Below are 21675 nucleotides of genomic sequence, written 5' to 3'. Positions count from 1 at the left end.
AAGATCCGAACCAGTACAAAGCCACCCTGCATCTGCCCGCCACGGAATTCCCGATGCGCGGCGACCTGCCCAAGCGCGAGCCCGAAACGCTGGCGCGCTGGGAAGGCGAAGGCCTGTACCAGCGAATCCGCGAAAAGGTCGGCAAGCGCGAGCGCAGCTTCGTGCTGCACGACGGCCCGCCTTACGCGAACGGCGTGATCCACCTGGGCCATGCGGTCAACAAGGTGCTCAAGGACGTGGTCGTGAAGTCGCGCCTGCTCGCCGGGTACGACGCGCCGTACGTGCCGGGCTGGGATTGCCACGGGCTGCCGATCGAACACCAGGTGGAGAAGAAGTACGGCAAGGTCGGCGAGAAGCTCGACGCCAGCCAGTTCCGCCAGAAGTGCCGTGAGTACGCGGCCGAGCAGATCGAGCTGCAGCGCCGCGACTTCAAGCGCCTGGGCGTGACCGGCGACTGGGACAACCCGTATCGCACGATGGATTTCCGCTACGAGGCGGACATCATGCGTTCGCTGGCGAAGATCGTGGAGCGCGGCCACCTGGTGCGCGGCGCCAAGCCGGTGCACTGGTGCTTCGATTGCGGCTCGGCATTGGCCGAGGCGGAGATCGAGTACGCCGACAAGCAATCGCCCGCGATCGACGTCGCCTACGACGCGCGCGATCCGCATGCGCTGGCCAGGCTGTTCGGCACGGACGTCGAAGACGGCGTGCGCGTGGCGATGCCGATCTGGACCACCACGCCGTGGACGCTGCCGGCGAGCCTGGCGATCAGCGTGGGACCGGAGCTCGACTACGTGCTGGTCGAAGGTCCGCGTCTGGCCGACGGAAGCCGCCGCCTGCTGGTGCTGGCCGAAGCGCTGGCCGGCAAGGCGCTGGCGCGTTACGGCGTCGAGGACGTCGTCGTGCTCGGTCGCGCGCTGGGCAACGATCTGGAAGGCGTGCTGCTGCAGCATCCGTTCTATGCCGAGCGCGACATCCCGGTGCTGGTCGGCGACCACGTGTCGGCCGAGGACGGCACCGGCATGGTGCACACGGCGCCGGGCCACGGCCAGGAGGACTACGCAGTCGGACTGAAGTACGGGCTGACCGACCGTTACAGCGCCGCACAGATCAATCCGGTCGACGCGCGCGGTCTGTACCTGCCGTCGACGCCGCCGGCGGACGGCATCGTGCTGGCCGGCCTGCACATCTGGAAAGCCAACGACGTGCTGATCGACGTGATCCGCGCCAGCGGCCACCTGCTGGCCGCCCACAAGCTCACGCACAGCTATCCGCATTGCTGGCGTCACAAGACGCCGGTGGTGTTCCGCGCCACGCCGCAGTGGTTCATCTCGATGGAGCAGGCCAACCTGCGCCGCGATGCGCTCAGCGAGATCGGCAAGGTGAGCTGGGTGCCGGAGTGGGGCGAGGCACGCATCTACAACATGATCGAGGGGCGTCCTGACTGGACGATCTCGCGCCAGCGTTATTGGGGCGTGCCCATCGCGCTGTTCTTCCATCGCGAGACCGGCGAGATCCACCCGCGCTCGCCCGAGCTGATGCGCCAGGTTGCCGACCGCGTCGAACAGGCTGGCGCCGATGCGTGGTACGACATGACCGCGCAGGAGCTGCTCGGCGACGACGCCGCGCATTACGAGAAGGTCACCGACATCCTCGATGTGTGGTTCGACTCGGGCGTAAGCCACGAATGCGTGCTGGCGCAGCGTCCGGGCGACGGGCTGCACAAGCCGGCCGACCTCTACCTGGAAGGCTCGGACCAGCATCGCGGCTGGTTCCACAGCTCGCTGCTCACCGGCGTGGCGATGGACGGCGTTGCGCCGTATCGCCAGGTGCTCACGCACGGCTTCACCGTGGACGAGCAGGGCAAGAAGATGTCCAAGTCGCTCGGCAACACGGTCGAGCCGCAGAAGGTCATCAATGCGATGGGCGCCGACGTGCTGCGCCTGTGGATCGCCGCGACCGACTACCGCAACGAGATGTCGGTGTCGGACAACATCCTCAAGCGCACCTCGGACGTCTACCGCCGCCTGCGCAACACCGCGCGCTTCCTGCTGGCCAACCTCAACGGTTTCGATCCGGCGGTGCATCTGCGGCCGCTCGAGGACATGGTGGCGCTGGACCGCTGGATCGTGCACCGCGCCGCACAGTTGCAGGAGCGCATCGCCAGCGCGTACGAACGCTACGACTTCGCCGAGATCGTGCAGGCGTTGTCGAACTTCTGCAGCGTCGATCTGGGTTCGCTCTACCTCGACGTGACCAAGGACCGCCTGTACACGATGCAGGAGGATTCGCGCGGTCGCCGCTCGGCGCAGAGCGCGATGTACCGCATCGCCGAGGCGTTCGTGCGCTGGATCGCCCCGATCCTGGCCTTCACCGCAGACGAGATGTGGCGCCACCTGCCGGCCACGACCGAGCAGGGTCCGCGCGAGGACAACGTGCTGTTCGTCACCTGGTACGACGGGCTGGCGCTGCTGCCCGAAGACGCGCCGCTGTCGGCGGACGATTTCGACCGTCTGCTCGCGCTGCGCGAACAGGTCAGCGCGACGCTGGAGCCCATGCGTGCTGCCGGTGAGATCGGTGCCGCGCTGGAAGCCGAGATCGGCCTGAAGGCCGGCGTGGCCGACCAGAACTGGCTGGCGCCGTTCGCCGATGAACTGCGCTTCCTGTTCATCAGCGGCGACGTGGAAGTGGTGGCCGACGACGGCATCAAGGACATCGCCGTGCTTGCCACGCCGACCACCAAGACCAAGTGCGTGCGCTGCTGGCAGTACCGCGGCGACGTCGGCAGCGTTGCCGCCCACCCGGAGCTGTGCGGCCGCTGCGTGGTCAACGTGACGGGAGCCGGCGAAGACCGGGTGTGGTTCTGATGACGACCGTCCGTCCCAATGCACTGGCGTGGCTGCTGGTCTCGGTCGCGGTGATCGTGCTCGACCAGATCACCAAGGCCTGGGTGCTCAGTTCCCTGCCCGAGTACACCGCGATCCCGGTGATCGAGGGCTTCTGGAACTGGTACCGCACCTACAACACCGGCGCGGCCTTCAGCTTCCTCAGCGACGCCGGCGGCTGGCAGAAGTACTTCTTCGTGGTGCTGGCGGTCGGCATCAGCGGGCTGCTGGGTTGGTGGCTGGCGCGCACCCCGCGCCGCGACTGGAAGAGTGCGCTGCCGTACGCGCTTGTCATCGGCGGCGCGCTGGGCAACGTCATCGACCGCCTGATTCACGGGCACGTGGTGGATTTCATCCAGTGGCACTGGCGCGACCATTACTGGCCCGCGTTCAACGTGGCCGATTCGGCCATCGTGGTGGGTGCCATCGGCATCGCCCTGTTCGGCCTGTTCACGAAGCCGGCCGTACCGGCGCGCCAACCCTGAACGGTAGAATGACCCCATGGACGTAGTGCTCGCCAATCCCCGTGGTTTCTGCGCCGGCGTCGACCGCGCGATCGAGATCGTCAAGCGCGCCATCGAAACGCTGGGCGCACCGATCTACGTGCGCCACGAGGTCGTGCACAACCGCTTCGTGGTCGACGACCTCAAGCACCGCGGGGCGATCTTCGTCGAGGAGCTCCACGAGGTGCCCGACAACGCGACGGTGATCTTCAGCGCGCATGGCGTGTCGCAGGCGGTGCGCGAGGAAGCCGGGCGCCGCGGGCTGAAGGTGTTCGACGCGACCTGTCCGCTGGTGACCAAGGTCCACCTGGAAGTCGCCCGCCATTGCCGGGCCGGCCGCGACGTGGTGCTGATCGGCCACGAAGGGCATCCCGAGGTGGAAGGCACCATGGGGCAGTGGCAGCGCGAGGCCGGGGCCGGGGCCGGGCGCATTTACCTCGTCGAGGACAACGACGACGTGGCCGCGCTGCAGATCGACCAGCCCGAGAACGTGGCCTACACCACCCAGACCACGCTTTCCGTGGACGACACCCGTGGCGTCATCGAGGCGCTGCGGACGAAGTTCCCCGCCCTGCAGGGGCCGAAGAACGACGACATCTGCTACGCCACCCAGAACCGCCAGGACGCCGTGCGCGAGCTGGCCGCGCAATGCGATCTGGTACTGGTGGTCGGTTCGGTGAACAGCTCCAACTCCAACCGCCTGCGCGAGCTGGCCGAGCGCGAGGGCGTGGAGGCCTACCTCATCGACGGCGCGATCGAGATCAACCCCGCATGGGTGGAGGGCCGCAAGCGGGTCGGCGTGACCGCCGGCGCGTCGGCCCCGGAAGTGCTCGTACGCGGCGTGATCGAACGCCTGCGCGAGCTGGGCGCCCAGCACGTGGCCGAACTCTCCGGCGAGCCGGAGGACATGGTCTTCGCGCTGCCCAAGGAGCTGCGACTGCAACTGGTCGATTGAGCCGGATCGATTGACCGGGAACGGCCCCAGCGCCTAGAATTCCCGCCTCGCGGAGAACTCCGCAGCCCGGCCCCCACAGGCCCGGCCATCCGATTTCCGCCGGAATAGCTCAGTTGGTAGAGCGGCGCATTCGTAATGCGTAGGTCGTAGGTTCGATTCCTATTTCCGGCACCATTCAAGACCCCGCTTCGGCGGGGTTCTTTTTTTGCCTCTCCGCCGTCAGGCATTTCCTCACGACACGGTCGCGCGTGCCGACAGACAACGCATGTCACGCGACTGTCAGACGGTCGCGTCACGCTCGCGTTCGATTCGCGCACCTCGACACGGATCGGCAGGCACGGGCTGAATGTTTCATTCATCGGCAATGCGGCGTTCACTCTTCTTTAGCACGCGCGTCGCCACCATTGCCCGCCAGTTTTCGAGGACTTCGACAGGGTGTTGAACATGCGAGTGGATGTCTTCGTGGTGGGGAAGGAAGAAGGATTCGTAGTAGCGCCGTGCGGTGCATCGTTGCCGGGCGACGAGATGGCCGCCATCGGCGAGCTGAGTTTCGGCTGGAGTCTGGAGAGCGAGTCGGCCGTGCCGCGACTGGACTGGATCGGCATCGCCAAGGACATCGACGCGCGCGGCTACAGCATCGTGCCGCAGGGCGATGTCGCGGGCCTGCTGGGCGAACCGCAGCAGGAACTGCACGCGTCGTATCCGGAGTGCCACCTGCCGCACGCGGCCTGATCCGACCGCTCCGGGCGTCGTCTCGCTTTCCGCGACGGCGGCCGGGTAGAGTGCGGGGCAATTCATCGTCGCACTCGCCATGTCCAAGCTCGCCGCCAAATCCCCGGGCAAGGCCCGCACCGCGTACGTCTGTTCCGAGTGCGGCGCCGACCACAGCAAGTGGCAGGGCCAGTGCGCCGAGTGCGCGGCGTGGAACACGCTGAGCGAATTCGTCGTCGAGCCCGCGTCGAAGGCCGGCGCGAGCGTCGCAGCCAGTCGCCGCGCCAGCTGGGCGGGCAAGGCCGATGCGCCCGTCGTCACCGCGCTCAAGGACGTACGCCACTCCGAGGAAGATCGCGTCAGCACCGGCATCGGTGAGTTTGACCGCGTGCTCGGCGGCGGCCTGGTGCACGGATCGGTCGTGCTGGTGGGCGGCGATCCCGGCATCGGCAAATCCACCCTGCTGTTGCAGGCCATCAGTCGCATGGCCGGCACGTTGCCGGGCCTGTACGTCACCGGTGAGGAATCGTTGGCGCAGGTGGCCGGTCGCGCAACGCGCCTGGGTCTGCCGGTGGACGGTGTGCACGCGCTGGCCGAGACCGGTGTGGAGCGCGTGCTGGAGCACGCCGCGAAGATGCGCCCGGGCCTGATCGTCGCCGACTCCGTGCAGACGCTGTGGACCGAGGAACTCAGCGCCGCACCCGGCTCGGTCAGCCAGGTGCGCGAGAGTGCCGCACGCCTGGTGCGCTACGCGAAGGAAACCGGCACCGCGGTTTTCCTGGTCGGGCATGTCACCAAGGAAGGCGGCATCGCCGGTCCGCGCGTGCTCGAACACATGGTCGACGCGGTGCTGTATTTCGAAGGCGAGAGCGGCAGCCGCTTCCGCGTGCTGCGCGCCTTCAAGAACCGCTTCGGAGCCGTCAACGAGCTGGGCGTGTTCGCGATGGGCGAGAAGGGCCTGCGCGAAGTGCCCAACCCCTCCGCGATCTTCCTCTCGGGCAGCGAACGCCCGCAGCCCGGCAGTTGCGTGATGGTCACGCGCGAAGGCACGCGCCCGTTGCTGGTGGAAGTGCAGGCGCTGGTGGATGCCTCCCCGCTGTCCAATCCGCGCCGCGTCGCGGTGGGCATGGAAGGCAACCGACTGGCGATGCTGCTGGCGGTACTGCATCGCCACGGCGGCATCGGTGTCGGCGACCAGGACGTGTTCGTCAACGTCGTCGGTGGCATCCGCGTGCAGGAAACCGCTGCCGACCTGCCGGTGCTGCTGGCCGTGCTCTCGTCGCTGCGCGATCGCCCGCTGGAACAGCAGACCATCGCCTTCGGCGAAGTCGGTCTGTCAGGCGAGATCCGCCCCGTGCCCAACGGCGAGGAACGCCTGAAGGAAGCGGCCACGCACGGGTTCAAGCGCGCCATCGTGCCGAAGGCGAACGCGCCCAAGAGCGGGCGCATGGGCGAGATGGAAGTGGTGGGCGTGGAACGCCTGGCCGATGCGCTGGAGCGCGCCTGATCGGACACGACGGCCTGCGCGCTTGAAGCTCAGGCCTGGATCGCCTCGTTGAACGCCAGCATCTGCGCGTTGCGGTCGCCGTTCAATGCCGCGCGCATGTGCGGCTCGTCCAGCGTGCGCACGATCCATCGTGGCGGGGTCATCGGTTTGCCCGATTCGAGCACGCAGACTGCGAGGAAGTAACTGGGGCCGGGCCCGGCCGCGTACCACAGTGCGTCCCAGCGCGCGGGCCCCGTATACATTGCCGAAGCCAGCAGGGCTTCATCGATCTGATACGCGACCTTCACGACCGTGAGCGCCTGTCCCGTCACCCGGCCGATGGGCGTGTCGAACCACAGCGCATCGAAGGCGGCCCGCAGCTGCGCACTTTCGCGCTGGAAGTCCAGACGGTGCCACAGCACCGCCCACGCCACCACGGCCGTGGAAATCACCACGGTGGCCAGCCACAGCATCAGCATCCAGCGTACGGCGCCCATTCCGGCAACATAGACGCCGCCGCGTGCGCGCGGCGAGAACGCCGGTTCATTCACACCGCGAACACCACCGTGCGGTGCCCGTTGAGCAGGATGCGGTCGTCCAGCCAGTAGCGCAGCGCCTGCGCCAGCACGCGGCGCTCGATGTCGCGCCCGATCCGGATCATGTCTTCCGGCGTGTCGTGATGGCTGACGCGCTGCGTGTCCTGTTCGATGATCGGACCTTCGTCCAGGTCCGCGGTGATGAAGTGTGCCGTGGCACCGATCAGCTTGACGCCGCGTGCATGCGCCCGGTGGTACGGGCGCGCGCCCTTGAAGCCGGGCAGGAACGAATGGTGGATGTTGATGCAACGACCGGACAACTTCGTCGCCAGTTCCTCCGAGAGCACCTGCATGTAGCGGGCAAGAACCACCAGCTCGGTGCCGGTGTGCTCGATCAATGACCACAGCGCGGCTTCCTGCTCCTGCTTTCGCCCTTTCTCCACCGGCAGGTGATGGAAGGGAATGCCATCCAGATCAAGATGGCGGTAGGTGTCGCGGGGATGGTTGGCCACGACCGCGGTGATCTCCATCGGCAGCTCGCCGATACGCCAGCGGTACAACACGTCGGCCAGGCAGTGGTCGAACTTCGACGCCAGCAGCATCACGCGTCGCGGCACGCTGCGATCACGCATCGCCCACTGCATGCGGAATGCCTTGGCGAGCGCCCCGAAACCGTCGCGCACCTCGGCGATGGATTCCGGAGCCAGCGCGAAGACCGTGCGCATGAAGAAGCGATCGGTCTCGAGGTCGTTGTACTGCTGCGCCTCCAGGATGTTGCCCTCGTAACGCAGCAGATGGCCGGTCACGGCGTTGACGATGCCGGGACGGTCGGGGCAGGAGAGGGTGAGGATGTAGTGGGGCATGGCGCTGCGCAGACGGGCCGATGCCGTGTAGAACGCAGTGCGCCGCCGCGCGCGGCCCCGGAAAGAATAAGGGCCGGTTTCCCGGCCCTTTCTGCGGTCTTGTCGAACGATCAGTGACCGCCGGCTGCCGCGGCGCCACCGCCCATCTTCGCCGTGAAGGGCGGTTTGGCGAACCACACGAACACGATCACCACCAGGAACAGGATGCCCAGCAGGTGGAAGATCTCGTTGAAACCGATCTGCGCGGCCTGCTGCGTGATCATGCCGTTGAGCATGGCCGCGCCGCGCTGCAGATCGCCCTGGCCGAGGGCACTGATGGCCTGCTGCATGCTCGGGTCGTAGGCGCCGATGCTCTCGGTGAGCCGCGCATGGTGGATGGTGGTGCGCTGGTTCCATGCCCAGGTGGTGAGCGAGGCCGCGAAGCTGCCGCCCAGCGTACGCACGAACGTCGCCAGGCCGGAGCCTGCGGCGATCTCGTGCGGCTCCAGGTCCGACAGCAGGATCGTCAGCACCGGCATGAAGAACAGCGCCACGCCCAGGCCCTGCCACAACTGCACCTCGGCCACGCGCTGGAAGTTCACGTCGAGGTTGAAGCCGGAGCGGTAGAAGCTGGTGCTGGCCATCACCACGAAGGCGAACGTCGCCAGCATGCGCAGGTCGAACTTCGACGCGTACTTGCCCACCAATGGCGTCAGCAGCACGGGAAGGATGCCGATGGGCGCGCTGGCGAAACCGGCCCAGATCGCCGTGTAGCCCAGGTTGCGTTGCAGCCACAGCGGCACTAGCAGGCCCACGCTGAAGAACGCCGCGTATGCCATCACCATCGCGGCCGTGCCGCTGGCGAAGTTGCGGTGGCGGAACAGGCGCAGGTTGACGATCGGATCCTTCTCGGTGAGCTCCCAGATCACGAACACCACCAGCGCGATCACGGCCACGACCGTCAGCCACACGATCTTGGTGGAGTTGAACCAGTCCTCGTCGTTGCCCAGGTCCAGCATGATCTGCAGCGCGCCCACGCCAAGCACCAGCGTGGCCAGGCCGATGTAGTCCATCTTCGGCTTCTCCAGCCGCTCAGGCCGGCCCTTGAGCTGCCGACCGACGACGATGCTGGAGAAGATGCCGATGGGAATGTTGATGAAGAAGATCCATTCCCAGCTGTAGTTGTCGGTGATCCAGCCGCCGAGGATGGGGCCCGCGATGGGCGCCACGACCGTCACCATCGCCAGCAACGCGATGGCCTGTCCTCGTTTGTGCGGTGGATAGATGGAGATCAGCAGCGCCTGCGTGACCGGGTACATCGGACCGCAGACGAAGCCCTGCAGCGCGCGCGCCGCGACCAGCAGGCCCATGCTGTTGGCCAGGCCGCACAGCAGCGAGGCGATCACGAAGGCCAGCGTGGCCCAGGTGAACAGCTTGCGTTCGCCGAAGCGGCGGGTGAGGAAGCCCGTCAGCGGCAAGGCGATGGCGTTGCTGACGGCGAAGGACGTGATCACCCACGTCGCCTGGTTGGCGCTGGCGCCGAGGTTGCCGGAGATCGTCGGCAACGACACGTTGGCGATGGTGGTGTCCAGCACCTGCATGAACGACGCAAGCGCAAGGCCGATCGTCGTCAGTGCCATGTTGGGTGGACGGAAGGCGGCCTTGGGCGGCTCCGGCGTGACCGGCAGGCCCATCTCCTCTTCCTGTTGCGCGATGGTCGACATGGCGGGGTCTTGAGGATCGGACGCACCGGGTGCGCCACGGAAGTGGAGAGGCCGTCATTCCCGCGCAGGCGGGAATCCAGTGACTCACGGGGGGAGGGAGGAGGTCGCTGGATCCCCGCTAGCGCGGGGATGACGGCAAAAAGGGTGGACTGCGAACGGCTCGCGGATCAGCCGTTGCGCGCGCCCGGCAGGTTCTCGCGGATGACCTTGTCGATCAGTGCGTTCGCATCGCTGAGCTGTTTCTCGTAGGCGGCCGTGGTGAACAGCGGCTTGGCGTCCTTGCGCGCCTGCGCCAGCACGGCGCCGTCCTGGTCGCGAACGGTCACGTCGGCGTGCATGCTCAGGCCCAGGCGCAGCGGGTGTTCGGCCAGCTGCTTCGCATCGACTTCGATGCGCACCGGAACGCGCTGCACGATCTTGATCCAGTTGCCGCTGGCATTCTGTGCCGGCAGCAGCGAGAACGCGCTGCCCGTGCCCAGGCCCAGCGCTGCGACCTTGCCGTCGTACTCGACATCGCCGCCGTAGAGATCGGCGTGCACCTTCACCGGCTGGCCGATGCGCATCTTTGCCAGCTGCGTTTCCTTGAAGTTCGCTTCGACCCACACCTGTTCCAGCGGCACGATGGTCATCAGCGTGACGCCCGGCTGCACGCGCTGGCCCAGCTGCACCTGGCGCTTGGCGACATAGCCCGACACCGGCGCGACGATCGCGGTGCGCTGCAGGTTGAGGTACGCCTGGCGCAGCTGCGACGCAGCGGCTTCGACCTGCGGCTGGTTGCTCACGGTGGTGGCATCGACCAGTGCACGGTTGCGCGACAGGTTGCCGCTGGACGCACGCAGGCCGGCTTCGAGCACGGCCAGTTCGTTGCGCGCGTGCGCCAGTTCTTCCGCGGAGACGGCGCCGTTGCCGACCAGGCCTTCGCGGCGCTTGAGGTCGGCGCGCGCACGCGCCACCTGCGCCTCGCGCGCGGCGAGATCGGCGTTGCCGGATTCGACCGCGCTGTACAGGCCGCGCACCTGTCGCACCGTGTTGGCCAGGTTGGCCACGGCCTGGTCGTAGGCGACGCGCGCATCGTTCGGATCCAGGTGCACCAGCGCCTGGCCGGCTTCGACCTTCATGCCGTCGTCGGCGTCGATGCTGACCACCGTGCCCTGCGTCTGCGGAACGATGCTGACGACGTTGCCCTGCACGTAGGCATCGTCGGTGTCTTCGTGCCAGCGCGCGACGAGCAGGTACCACGAGGCCCAGCCGAGGCCGGCGACGATCGCGGTGGTGGCAAGGATCGCCAGCGCCTTCTTGCGCTTGCCGTTGCCGGCGGTCTGCGGCGCGGCCGCCTTGGCGTTGGGATTGGGTTCGGTGGTCATGGCGTGGAGGCCTTGGCGATGTTCGGTTCGGTGGAATCGGGAGCGGTGATGACCAGGCCGCCGCCGAGGGCGCGGTCGAGGTCGATGGACGCGGCCAGGCGCTGCGCGCGCAGCACGGTGAGCTGACGGTCGAGTTCCAGCAGCGGACGCTGTGCGGCGAGCACGTCCAGTTGCGTGCCCAGGCCCGCGCGATAGCGCGACGTGGCGATGTCCCACGCGCTCTGCGCGGCATCGCGCGCCTGCGTGGCGGAGACGATCTGGCCATCGAGCGAGCGCGCCGCATGCAGCGCATCGGCGACTTCGCGCAGCGCGCCGACCAGCGTCTGGTTGTAGGTGGCGACGGCAAGGTCGTAGTCGGCGTCGCTCTTCATCAGCTGGTTGCGCAGGCGGCCGCCGTCGAAGATCGGCATGTTGATCGCCGCGGTCCCCAGCAGCTGCAGTGCATCGCCGCTGAAGATGTCGCCCAGGTCGCCGGCGCCCACCGCGAGCGCGGGCAGCGCGGCGAGGTTGACGCTTGGATAGAACGCAGCCTTGCTGGCCTTGATGCCGTGCTGCGCGGATTGCACGCGCCAGCGCGCCGCGACCACGTCGGGGCGATGACCGAGCAGCTCGCTCGGCAGCACGCCCGGGACGCCGGGCGTGGGCGCATCGAGCACGGCCGGGCGTGCGATGTCGCGGCCGCGATCCGGACCCTTGCCGAGCAGCGCGGCGAGGGCGTTGCGCGTGACTTCGATCTCGTGCTCGCTGGCCTGCATCTGCTGTTCGGCGCTGGCGACCGCGCTTTCCGCGTTGCGGATCTGCAGCTGGTTGTCGAGGCCGGCGGCGACGCGCTGGCGGCCGAGGTCGAGCAGCTGCGCGGCACGCGAATGGTCGGCCTTGGCCGTGTCGTTCGCGTCGAAGGCCTGCGCAAGCGCGACATAGGCGCGCGCGATGTTGGACGAGAGCGTGAGTCGCGCGGCCTGCGCGTCGATCTCCGCCGCGCGCGTCTGTCCGACGGCGGCCTGCCACTTGGCCTTCTCTCCGCCCCAGAGGTCGAAGGTGTACCGGAAGGTCAGGCCCAGCATGGCGATGTCGGTGTAGGAACCGCCCAGCGGTGGGGACGCGAGCGTTTCGGGAAGTTGCACGCCGACGTACTGCGCACTTGCGCTGAGCGTCGGCTTGCGCGCGGCATCGGCCAGGCCGGCCTGCGCGATGGCCTGACGCACGCGTGCGTCGGCGGCGTCGAGGCCCGGCGTGCCCTGCAGGGCTTCATTGATCAGAGCGTTGAGCTGCGCATCGCCCAGCGTGGTCCACCAGTCCTGCGTGGGAAACGCGGCATCGGAGGCGCCTGCCAGCGAGCGTTGGCTCTGCAGCGAGTCGGCATCCAGCGGACGACCTTCCGGTGCGAGGCCGCGCGAACTGGCGCAGCCGGCGACGAGCAGGGCGATCGCCAACGCGGACAGAACGGGCTTCAGCCCGCGGGGCGGGCGTGGGGTCGTGGGGGCCATGGTCAGGAGTCGGTAAAGGAAAGGTTGTCGCGCACCTGTTCAAGCAGGCGCGTGAGTTGTTCGCGTTCGGAATCGCTCATGCCCTGCATCGCGCGCTCGCGCACGCGCTGCCCGCACTGGTTGACGTCCTGCCACATGGACGCACCGGCTTCGGTGAGATTGATGTTCAGCGCGCGGCGATCGGCCGGGTCCGCCACGCGGGCGACCAGCCCCCGGGCTTCGAGCTTGTCGAGCAGGCGGGTCATCGCACCGGGGTTGAGTTCGGCGGCGCGGGCGAGGTCGGTGACGCCATGCGGACCATCGGACAGCTTCTTCAGCGCGATGTACTGGCTGAACGTGAGTTCATGGCCGGCGGCCGCCAGCTCGTGCTCCATGCGCGCCCACATGGCGTCCCGGACCTGCCGGAAGAGCAGGCCCAGCGTCGAACCACTGCAGGCGGAAGGGGGAAGCGGTTTCATGGCCGGGCATATTTATGTCCCGGGCAATATTTGTCAATGCAAATATTGTTGCAGCAATGGAAAGCCGGGTTTCACCCGGCTGAACAGCGGGGAAGGCGCTCAGCCGGGTCGGCGCAGGACCAGTTCGAGGACGAACTTGCTGCCGAAGAAGGCCAGGATCAGCAGGGCCATGGCCGCGAGGGTCCAGCGCACCGCGGTCGCCCCACGCCACCCGTAGCGCCAGCGACCCAGCAGCAGGCCGCCGAAGGCCAGCCACGACAGGACGCTGAGCACGGTCTTGTGGACCAGGTGCTGGGCGAAGAGGTTTTCCACGAAAAGCAAACCGGTCAGCAGCGTCGCCGTCAGCAGGGCGAAGCCGACCGCGATGGTCCTGAACAGCAGGGTTTCCAGCTCCACCAGGGGTGGCAATGCGCGCAGCCAGGTGCGGAATTCGCGTCGACGCAGGGCGCGTTCCTGCAGCCACAGCATCACCGCCAGCAGGGCCGCGATCGCCAGCGTCGCGTAGGCCAGCAACGCCATCCATGCGTGCAATTGCAGTCGCCAGTCCAGCGTTTCGGTAATGACATGGCCATGGCGGTGGTAGCCCGACAGCGTCAACGCGGCCAGGGGGAACACCACCACACCCAGCGCCGCCATGCGTCCGCCGGCGCCGACCAGTGTGGTGAGCGCCGCCATGCCCAGGCCCACCAGCGACATCGCCGCGTAGAAGTGCATGTCCGCACCGCCGGCCTGCCGCCAGGCCAGCAGGTGGACCACGCCATGCAGCACCACCGCCACCGCCGCAGCGGGCAGCCAGCTCCGCGACACGTGGTCCCGCTGCACGCCGGTGATCAGCAGGGCGGCCGCGACGAGGTACAGCACGATGGCGATGAGAACGATTGTCATTGGGGCAGTGTCGCACAGCGGCGAGACGAACCGCAGTGGCCCAATGCGCGGAACCGCGACGGAGCGGCGGGCTATACTTCGCGCCCCCGTTTTCCGCTTTCGTGCAGGTCGCATCCGCATGTTCGAATCCCTGACCCAGCGTCTCTCCGGCACCATCGAGCGCCTGCGCGGCCGTGGCCGTCTGACCGAGGAGAACATCCGCGAGTCGCTGCGCGAGGTGCGCATCGCCCTGCTGGAGGCCGACGTCGCGCTGCCGGTGGTGCAGGCGCTGATCGAGCGCATCAAGGTGCGCGCGGTGGGCCAGGAAGTGCTCAAGTCGCTGACTCCGGGCCAGGCGCTGATCAAGGTCGTGCGCGACGAGATGACGGCGGTCATGGGCTCGCAGGCCGCCGACCTCAACCTCAACGTGCCGGCGCCGGCGGTCATCCTGATGGCCGGCCTGCAGGGCGCGGGCAAGACCACCACGGTCGGCAAGCTCGCCAAGCACCTGAAGGAAAAGCGCAAGAAGAAGGTGATGGTGGTGTCGGCCGACGTCTATCGTCCGGCCGCGATCGAGCAGCTCAAGACGCTGGCGCAGCAGGTGGACGTGCTGTTCTTCCCGTCCAGCCCGGACCAGAAACCCGAAGACATCGTCCGCGCCGCCATCGACGATGCGCGCAAGTCGTTCGTCGACGTGTTGCTGGTCGACACCGCCGGCCGCACCAGCATCGATGACGCGATGATGGCCGAGATCAAGGCGCTGCACGCGGCCGTTAAGCCGGTGGAGACGCTGTTCGTGGTCGACTCCATGACCGGCCAGGACGCCGCCGTCACCGCCAAGCATTTCGGCGAGGCGCTGCCGCTGACCGGCGTGGTGCTGACCAAGACCGACGGCGACGCGCGCGGCGGTGCCGCGCTGTCGGTGCGCTACATCACGCAGCGTCCGATCAAGTTCATCGGCGTGGGCGAGAAGCCCGACGGCCTGGACGTCTTCCATCCGGACCGTATCGCCAGCCGCATCCTCGACATGGGCGACGTGCTGTCGCTGGTCGAGCAGGTCGAGCAGCAGGTCGACAAGGACAAGGCGCAGAAGCTCGCCGAGAAGGTCGCCAAGGGCAAGAAGTTCGACCTCAACGACATGAAGGACCAGCTTGAGCAGATGCAGAACATGGGCGGCCTGCACGGCCTCATGGACAAGCTGCCGGGCATGGGCCAGATCCCTGATTCGGTGAAGAACCAGGTCACCGGCAAGGAAGTGCCGCGCATGGTCGCCATCATCAACTCGATGACGAAGAAGGAGCGCCGCAACCCGGGCCTGCTGAACGGCTCGCGCCGCGCCCGCATCGCAAAGGGCGCCGGCCTGACCCCGGCCGACGTCAACAAGCTGATGAAGCAGTTCCAGCAGATGGAAAAGATGATGTCCAAGCTGTCCGGCGGCGGCATGAAGGGCCTGATGCGCGGGATGAAGGGCATGATGGGCGCGCGCGGCGGCATGCCGTTCCGCTGATATCCCTCTCCCTGGCCGCCTGCGGCGGACTGTCCCCTCCCGCAAGGGGCGCGGGTGCTCCAGGATTTTCCTTCTCCCCTCGCGGGAGAAGTACCCCGGAGGGGCGGAAGAGGGGAGCGAAGCGCCCTGAACACGTCCGGATCCGGGGTTTCCTCACCCCGATCAATGCCTTACAATTGCCGGCTTACCCTGCCATTCCGGCAGCTGGGCAACACAGGAACTACCGAACCATGGTCAAGATTCGTCTCGCTCGCGGCGGCGCCAAGAAGCGTCCGTTCTACCACGTCATCGTCACCGACAGCCGCAATGCCCGTGACGGCCGCAACATCGAGCGCGTGGGCTACTACAACCCGGTCGCCCAGGGCGCCGAGAAGCGCGTCGAGTTGGACGTCGAGCGCGTGCAGCACTGGATCAAGAACGGTGCGCAGCTGACCGACAAGGTCGCCGTGATCTACAAGGAAGCGGCCAAGGCCGCGACTGCCGCCTGATCCGCGGGCCGCGCTTCACGCGCGGCCAGATCGACATGACGGGCGACTCTCCGGAGCGCACCGGATCCCAAGAGCGCCGGATCCTGCTGGGCAGGATTTCCGGCGCTTTTGGCGTCAGGGGCGAAGCAAAACTTGAATCCTGGACGGAACCGCGCGACGCGATCTTCCGCTACCAGCCGTGGATCCTGCGCGACCCGCAGGGCAACGAACGCGAGCTGCGTGGCGTGCGCGGCAAGCAAAGTGGCAAGTACACCGTCGCCACGTTGCCCGATGTCAGCGATCGCGACGCCATCGAGGCGATGCGCGGCACCGAGATCTACGTCCCGCGTTCCGCGTTGCCGCCGCCGAGTGCCGGCGAGTACTACTGGGTCGACCTGGAAGGCCTGCGCGTGGTGACCGTCGACGGCGTCCCGCTGGGTACCGTCTCGCACCTGTTCGCCACCGGCGCCAACGACGTCCTCGTCGCGCGCGACGAGGAGCGCGAACGCATGATTCCCTTCGTGCAACCGCAGTACGTCGTGTCGGTGGATTTCGACGCGGGCGTGGTGACGGTCGACTGGGATCCCGAGTTCTGAGTCCGGGCCGCGCGTGAATCGCGCTGGAGGCTGCGTCCTCCGGCGCTATGCTTGCCGACCGACTCTCCCGCCTCCCGCCCGAATCCCATGCGCATCGACATCGTCAGCCTGTTCCCGGACTTCGTCGCCCAGTGCGCCGCGTTCGGCGTGGTCGGGCGCGCGGTCGAGCGTGGGCTGCTGTCCGTACACGGCTGGAATCCGCGCGACTACGCCGAGGGCAATTACCGCCGCGTGGACGACCGCCCCTTCGGCGGTGGGCCGGGAATGGTGATGCTGATCGACCCGCTGCGCGCCAGCCTCCGGGCCGCGCGCGAGGCCGATCCGACACCCGTCAAGGTGATCTACATGAGCCCCCAGGGCGCACCGTTGACCCAGGCGAAGGTGCGCGAACTGGCCGGCCGCGAACGCCTCATCGTGCTCTGCGGACGCTATGAAGGGATCGACGAACGCCTGATCTGCGCCGAGGTCGACGAGGAGATTTCCATCGGCGACTACGTCCTGTCGGGCGGCGAGTTGGCTGCGGCCGTGGTCGTGGACGCCGTGGCGCGCCTGCGCGAGGGCGTGCTGGGCGACGCCGAATCGGCCGTGCAGGACAGCTTCGAGGACGGTCTGCTGGATTGCCCGCACTACACCCGGCCGGTCGAGCACGAGCTGGGCGCCGTCCCGGAGGTGCTGATGTCCGGCAATCACGCCGAAATCGCCAAGTGGCGCCGGATGCAGTCCCTCGGCCGGACCTGGCAGCGCCGACCGGACCTGCTGGACGAGGCCGCCCTGTCCAAATCCGACCGGAAGCTGCTGGAGGCCTACCGGGCCCAGCTGAACGCGGAGACCGGGACCCGGGGTCCCGAGGCCTCGCGCCCGGCCGGGTCCGAAGCGTAACCGCTAGCCCCGTAAGGAAAAATGCCGCTATAATGCGCGGCTTCGCGTCACCCTTAGCTCCACCCATGCCAGACGCGGGTCCACGTGCACTCGCGCTACAACGACTCCAACAGGCCAAAGCCATGAACAAGCCCTCCATCCACACGCTCGTCCAGAACTTCGAAGCCGAGCAGATCCAGCGTCAGCTTCCCGCCTTCAGCCAGGGCGACACCATCGTCGTCAACGTGAAGGTCAAGGAAGGCAACCGCGAGCGCGTCCAGGCCTATGAAGGCGTGGTCATCGCGATCAAGAGCGCCGGCCTGAACTCTTCGTTCACCGTGCGCAAGATTTCCCACGGCTACGGCGTCGAGCGCGTCTTCCAGACCCACAGCGCCACCATCGCGTCGGTCGACGTGAAGCGTCGCGGCAAGGTCCGCGCCGGCAAGCTGTACTACCTGCGTGGTCTGCAGGGCAAGAAGGCCCGCATCAAGGAAGATCTGTCGGCCTACTCGAAGTCCGAGTAATCCAGCGCGAGGGCTTCGTGCCCACGCCTCCAGCGGCCGCCTCCGGGCGGCCGTTGTCGTTTCCGGGGTGATGCCTTCCCACGCCACTGACATCGCGCGGCGTAGCCTGCGGCGTGCGGCTGCATCGCCGCGCCTGCATCGATGCCGTGGCCACGCAACAGCACCAGTGCGAGTTCCGCTTCTATGAAGAGCTGGGCGACTTCCTTGCGCCGGAACGTCGCAAGCGCAGTTTCCGACACGTGTTCGACGGCACGCCCAGCGTCAAGGACCGCATCGAATCGCTCGGCGTGCCGCACACCGAGGTCGACCTGATCCTCGTCGATGGCGAGCCGGTACCGTTCACGCACCGGCTCACCGGTGGCGAGCGAGTCGCGGTGTATCCGATGTTCGAACGCTTCGAGCTCGGCGGGAACAACCACCTTCGTCCCAAGCCGCTGCGCGAGCCGCGTTTCGTGCTCGATGTGCACCTGGGGCGCTTGGCGTCGTACCTGCGCCTTCTCGGATTCGACACGCTGTACCGCAACGATTACGACGACGATGAGCTGCTGGCGATCTCGCAGGCGCAGCGTCGCATCCTGCTCACGCGCGACACCGGCCTGCTGAAGCGCTCGGCGCTCACGCACGGTGCGTTCCTGCATGCGACCGACCCACGCCGACAGTTGCGCGAAGTGCTCGATCGCTTCCAGCTCGACGCGCGCATCGCGCCGTTCACGCGTTGCGCGCGCTGCAACGGGCCGGTGGACGCCATGGCGCCGGACGAACACGACACCGACCGCGTGCCGCCGCGGGAACGCGAACCGCATCGCACGCCGCCGCGCAAACGCGATCCCGACCCGGGCGATCCGTCAGAACGCGATCCCGGGCATGCGCCCGACATCGGCGACCCGGCGCCGCCGCCGCCGGGGAAACTGGATCCCGGCAAGCTCGGTCGGCGGACGGCGCAATGGCCGCTCCGCCTCAGCCAATGCCGCGATTGTCGCCAGGTGTACTGGCCCGGCAGTCACCTGACGCGTCTGCGGCAACGGCTGGCGGAAGTGGGCGTTCCCATCTGACGCGTGCCGTTCAAGCGCTCAGCGTGCGGGTTCCTGTACTGCCTGCGGCACGTCGTCTTCCGGGTCCGCGCTGGGGTCGGCGACCGGCGAGGGCGGTGGCGCGGGCACTTCGGCCGGCACCGCGACTTCGTGGCGATCCGGCGGCAGCATGCGCGCGCGACGCCATCCGCCCCAGCGGTAATACGCCAGCGCCATCAGCATCGAGCAGACCGCGCTGACGGGGAAACTCCACCAGATCGCATCCACGCCCAGGTGCGGTTGCAGCAGGTTCGCAAAGGGCACGCGTACCCCCCACAGCGCCAGCGCCAGGATCAGCAGCGGTGGAATCACCGCGCCCGTCGATCGCACGACGCCCGACACCACGAACGTCACGCCGAAGAACAGGAACGACCACACCGAAATGTGGTTGAGATGGCGTGCCACTTCCAGCGCGTCGCTGCCCGGCGGAAGAAACAGCGACAGCGTCCAGCGGTCCAGCGCGATGAGCGGAACGATCAGCGCACCGGTCAAAAGGAAGTTGATCAGCACGCCGGCGCGCGCTGTGCCCGCCACGCGGTCCCAGCGGTGCGCACCCACGTTCTGCGCGGCCATCGACGAACAGGCCGCACCGACTGCCATGGCCGGCATCTGCACGTACGTCCACAACTGCAGCGCGGCGCCATAGGCGGCGGTGGTCTCGGTGCCGTGGTGATTGACCATGGTCATCATCGCGATCATCGCCAGCGAGATCAGCACCATCTGCAGGCCCATCGGCACGCCCTTGACGATCAGCACGCGCAGGATCGTGAGATCGATCTTGAACAGGTGCGCTTCGTGTCGGCCCAGCCACAGCACGTGGCGCTTGTGGCGCAGGTAGGCCAGCAGGGCCGTCAGCGTCACGACCTGCGAGACCAGCGTGGACCAGGCGGAACCGGCAATGCCGAGCTTCGGAAACGGACCTATCCCGAAGATCAGCAACGGGTTCAGCACGATGTCCAGCACCACGGCGATCAGGAGGAAACGGAACGGCGTGCGTGCATCGCCCACGCCACGTAGCGCGGCCGTGAGGAAGGCGAAGGCGTACAGCGCCGGCATGGCCAGGAAGATCACCTGCAGGTAATCCTCGGCCAGGTGCAGCGAGGCCGCGGGCGTGCCCATGGCAGCCAGCAGGTGTCGCGACAACCACCAGCCCAGCGCGGCGATGACCGCCGACAGGCCGATGAAGAACGTCGCGCTGGTGCCCATCACGCGGCGCGCCTGGCCCACGTCGCGCGCACCGATGGCCTGCGCGATCAGGATGGTCGCTGCCATGCCGATGCCGAACACCGAGCCGATCAGGAAGAACATGATGTTGTTGGCGTTCGCGGTCGCGGTAAGGGCTTCCTCGCCCAGAAAGCGTCCGACCCAGACCGCGTTCACCGAGCCGTTGAGCGACTGCGCTGCGTTGCCGGCCAGGATGGGGAGGGCGAAGGCGAGCAGGTTGCGGCCGATGGGTCCTTCGGTGAGGTTGTGCGTGGTTGGCGCCATGGCGGGTCCGCGTGCGGAAAGGGCGCACGGTAGCACCGCGGATGCGAACGCGAAGCCATGCCTGAACGCACGCGCGAATATCGCCCGGACCCTGCGATAATGCACAAGCAGGAAGACCACAGATGCGATGCGCGATACGCCCGTGAGTGACGACTCCAACCCGGTGCAGACGGTCCGCCTGGACCTTTGGCTATGGGCAGCCCGGTTCTTCAAGACCCGTTCGTTGGCAAAGCACGCGATCGAGACCGGCAAGATCGAGGTCGACGGTCAGCGCGCCAAACCGTCGCGCGCGGTACGCGTGGGCGACGCGCTGCGCGTCGCGCGGGCCGAGGAAATGTTCGAGATCGAAGTGCGCGGGCTCAGCGACACGCGCGGGTCGGCCAGCGTCGCGCAGGCACTGTATGCCGAAAGCGAAGCTTCGCGCGCCGCGCGCGAACACGCGCGGGCATTGCGCGCAGCCGAACGCACCGGCTACCGCGCGCCGGAGACCAAACCCGACAAGCGCGCGCGTCGCCTCATCCGCGCGCTGGGCGACATCGACGCCACGTGATCCTGCTTGAGCCCTCTCCCTGCGCACCGCACAGAGGGCCGGAAAAAGGAGCAGGACGCGCGACGTGCGCGCGTCAGTGCTCCCGGTTCATCGCCAACACGAACGCCTCAGCGACGCCCGCCGCCCAGGATCGAACCGGCCAGGCCGATGAGGTCGGAGAAGTCGGTGTCGCCGTCGCCGTCGCGATCGAGCACCGCACCCATCAGGCCGCCGCCGATGCCGCCCTGCTGCGCGATCGCCTGATGCTCCATGCCCAGCACGTCGCCGAGCTGTTGCGGCGACGCGGCGAGCGCATTGCCCGAGCCATTGCCGGCGAACATGCGCTTGGCGAGGTAGGCCATCACCAGCGGCGCGAGCATCTGCAGCAGCGAGCCGGCCTGGCTCTGCCCCAGCCCCGTGGCCGCGCCCAGGCCCTGCTCGGCGTTCTGCTGGCGACCACCGAGCACGTGGCCAAGGATCGAGCCACCCTGTCCACCGCCGCCGAGCACCGAACCGAGCACGCTGCCGATGTCGAGGCCGGAGTGGTCGCGCTGCAGCGCACCGAACAGCGCTTCAGCGCCCTGCGGCTGACTGGCGTTGCGGCCGAGCGCGCCCAGCAGCAGCGGCAATGCCGCCGACACCGCGCCTTCGGTCTGCGACGGAGACAGCCCCAGCTGGCTGCCGATGTCGGCCAGCGGCTGTCCCTGCAACTGATTGAGCAGGTCGTTGGTCAGAGAAGTGGTCATGGCGCGACTCTCCAGGTGGGGGCTTGATGCTAGCGCCGCGACGTTCAGCGGTCGTGATGGTGTGAAGGCAATCGC

General features: G+C 67.8%; 21 protein-coding genes and 1 tRNA gene. 13 read left to right on the top strand and 9 right to left on the bottom strand.

The window, feature by feature from the left end; translation table 11 throughout:
• The first annotated feature begins 53 nt into the window (after positions 1-53).
• The 6 genes from ileS to radA all read left to right on the top strand — a co-directional run bounded on the left by ileS (position 54) and on the right by radA (position 6561).
• Positions 54-2867: an isoleucine--tRNA ligase gene (gene ileS / locus QLQ15_RS16090; RefSeq protein ID WP_283214045.1), complete on the top strand. Its 2814-nt coding sequence runs from the start codon at positions 54-56 to the stop codon at positions 2865-2867.
• Positions 2867-3370, top strand: coding sequence for a signal peptidase II (gene lspA / locus QLQ15_RS16085; RefSeq protein WP_283213760.1), 504 nt, complete (start codon positions 2867-2869; stop codon positions 3368-3370). Before ileS ends, lspA begins: the two co-directional genes overlap by 1 nt.
• Before the next feature lie 16 nt (positions 3371-3386).
• The gene (ispH, locus tag QLQ15_RS16080; protein WP_283213759.1) at positions 3387-4343 is read left to right on the top strand and encodes a 4-hydroxy-3-methylbut-2-enyl diphosphate reductase; all 957 of its coding nucleotides are present in this window, start codon (positions 3387-3389) and stop codon (positions 4341-4343) included.
• 98 nt (positions 4344-4441) lie between these two features.
• A tRNA-Thr gene (locus QLQ15_RS16075) sits at positions 4442-4517 on the top strand.
• A 270-nt stretch (positions 4518-4787) separates the two neighbouring features.
• Positions 4788-5075 carry a hypothetical protein gene (locus QLQ15_RS16070; RefSeq protein WP_283213758.1) on the top strand — a complete coding sequence of 96 codons (288 nt, stop codon included), beginning with the start codon at positions 4788-4790 and terminating at the stop codon, positions 5073-5075.
• 79 nt (positions 5076-5154) lie between these two features.
• Complete coding sequence (gene radA / locus QLQ15_RS16065; protein WP_283213757.1) at positions 5155-6561, top strand: DNA repair protein RadA; 1407 nt, start codon at positions 5155-5157, stop codon at positions 6559-6561.
• 29 nt (positions 6562-6590) lie between these two features.
• Here radA and QLQ15_RS16060 read toward each other — a convergent pair whose 3' ends face one another.
• The 7 genes from QLQ15_RS16060 to QLQ15_RS16030 all read right to left on the bottom strand — a co-directional run bounded on the left by QLQ15_RS16060 (position 6591) and on the right by QLQ15_RS16030 (position 13836).
• Positions 6591-7037, bottom strand: coding sequence for a hypothetical protein (locus QLQ15_RS16060; RefSeq protein ID WP_283213756.1), 447 nt, complete (start codon positions 7035-7037; stop codon positions 6591-6593).
• A 50-nt stretch (positions 7038-7087) separates the two neighbouring features.
• Positions 7088-7939 carry a formyltetrahydrofolate deformylase gene (gene purU, locus QLQ15_RS16055; protein WP_283213755.1) on the bottom strand — a complete coding sequence of 284 codons (852 nt, stop codon included), beginning with the start codon at positions 7937-7939 and terminating at the stop codon, positions 7088-7090.
• 110 nt (positions 7940-8049) lie between these two features.
• Positions 8050-9612 (bottom strand): DHA2 family efflux MFS transporter permease subunit, encoded by a 1563-nt coding sequence (locus QLQ15_RS16050; RefSeq protein WP_283214044.1) that lies wholly within the window; start codon positions 9610-9612, stop codon positions 8050-8052.
• Between the two features lie 197 nt (positions 9613-9809).
• On the bottom strand, positions 9810-11006 hold the full coding sequence (locus tag QLQ15_RS16045) for an HlyD/EmrA/EmrK family protein (RefSeq protein ID WP_283213754.1): 1197 nt from the start codon (positions 11004-11006) through the stop codon (positions 9810-9812).
• Complete coding sequence (locus QLQ15_RS16040; RefSeq protein WP_283213753.1) at positions 11003-12493, bottom strand: efflux transporter outer membrane subunit; 1491 nt, start codon at positions 12491-12493, stop codon at positions 11003-11005. Before QLQ15_RS16040 ends, QLQ15_RS16045 begins: the two co-directional genes overlap by 4 nt.
• A gap of 2 nt (positions 12494-12495) precedes the next feature.
• Positions 12496-12951: a MarR family winged helix-turn-helix transcriptional regulator gene (locus QLQ15_RS16035; RefSeq protein WP_283213752.1), complete on the bottom strand. Its 456-nt coding sequence runs from the start codon at positions 12949-12951 to the stop codon at positions 12496-12498.
• Between the two features lie 99 nt (positions 12952-13050).
• A complete protein-coding gene (locus tag QLQ15_RS16030; protein WP_283213751.1) occupies positions 13051-13836 on the bottom strand; it encodes a cytochrome C assembly family protein in 786 nt (261 codons plus the stop codon).
• Positions 13837-13954: 118 nt separating this feature from the next.
• Between QLQ15_RS16030 and ffh the strand changes: the two genes are divergently transcribed.
• From ffh to QLQ15_RS16000, 6 genes are all read left to right on the top strand, one after another.
• Positions 13955-15322, top strand: coding sequence for a signal recognition particle protein (gene ffh, locus QLQ15_RS16025; protein ID WP_283213750.1), 1368 nt, complete (start codon positions 13955-13957; stop codon positions 15320-15322).
• Positions 15323-15552: 230 nt separating this feature from the next.
• Positions 15553-15810: a 30S ribosomal protein S16 gene (rpsP, locus tag QLQ15_RS16020; protein ID WP_158985471.1), complete on the top strand. Its 258-nt coding sequence runs from the start codon at positions 15553-15555 to the stop codon at positions 15808-15810.
• Between the two features lie 35 nt (positions 15811-15845).
• A complete protein-coding gene (gene rimM / locus QLQ15_RS16015) occupies positions 15846-16385 on the top strand; it encodes a ribosome maturation factor RimM (RefSeq protein WP_283213749.1) in 540 nt (179 codons plus the stop codon).
• A gap of 87 nt (positions 16386-16472) precedes the next feature.
• A complete protein-coding gene (trmD, locus tag QLQ15_RS16010) occupies positions 16473-17264 on the top strand; it encodes a tRNA (guanosine(37)-N1)-methyltransferase TrmD (RefSeq protein WP_283213748.1) in 792 nt (263 codons plus the stop codon).
• A gap of 122 nt (positions 17265-17386) precedes the next feature.
• On the top strand, positions 17387-17767 hold the full coding sequence (gene rplS, locus QLQ15_RS16005; RefSeq protein WP_283213747.1) for a 50S ribosomal protein L19: 381 nt from the start codon (positions 17387-17389) through the stop codon (positions 17765-17767).
• A gap of 113 nt (positions 17768-17880) precedes the next feature.
• Positions 17881-18819: a Mut7-C RNAse domain-containing protein gene (locus QLQ15_RS16000; protein ID WP_283213746.1), complete on the top strand. Its 939-nt coding sequence runs from the start codon at positions 17881-17883 to the stop codon at positions 18817-18819.
• 18 nt (positions 18820-18837) lie between these two features.
• Here QLQ15_RS16000 and QLQ15_RS15995 read toward each other — a convergent pair whose 3' ends face one another.
• Entirely contained in the window at positions 18838-20325 is a 1488-nt protein-coding gene (locus QLQ15_RS15995) for an MATE family efflux transporter (RefSeq protein WP_283213745.1), read from the bottom strand.
• Positions 20326-20452: 127 nt separating this feature from the next.
• Between QLQ15_RS15995 and QLQ15_RS15990 the strand changes: the two genes are divergently transcribed.
• Complete coding sequence (locus QLQ15_RS15990) at positions 20453-20875, top strand: RNA-binding S4 domain-containing protein (protein ID WP_432277826.1); 423 nt, start codon at positions 20453-20455, stop codon at positions 20873-20875.
• Between the two features lie 107 nt (positions 20876-20982).
• Here the strand turns inward: QLQ15_RS15990 and QLQ15_RS15985 are convergent, their stop codons facing one another.
• Positions 20983-21600, bottom strand: a complete 618-nt coding sequence (locus QLQ15_RS15985) for a DUF937 domain-containing protein (RefSeq protein ID WP_283213743.1) — start codon at positions 21598-21600, stop codon at positions 20983-20985.
• Between the last annotated feature and the right edge of the window lie 75 nt (positions 21601-21675).

This window comes from Lysobacter stagni (assembly GCF_030053425.1).
Taxonomy (GTDB): Bacteria; Pseudomonadota; Gammaproteobacteria; order Xanthomonadales; family Xanthomonadaceae; genus Lysobacter_J; species Lysobacter_J stagni.
The sequence above is the reverse complement of the archived record's forward strand: the minus strand, read 5'-3'. Positions and strand labels throughout refer to the sequence as shown.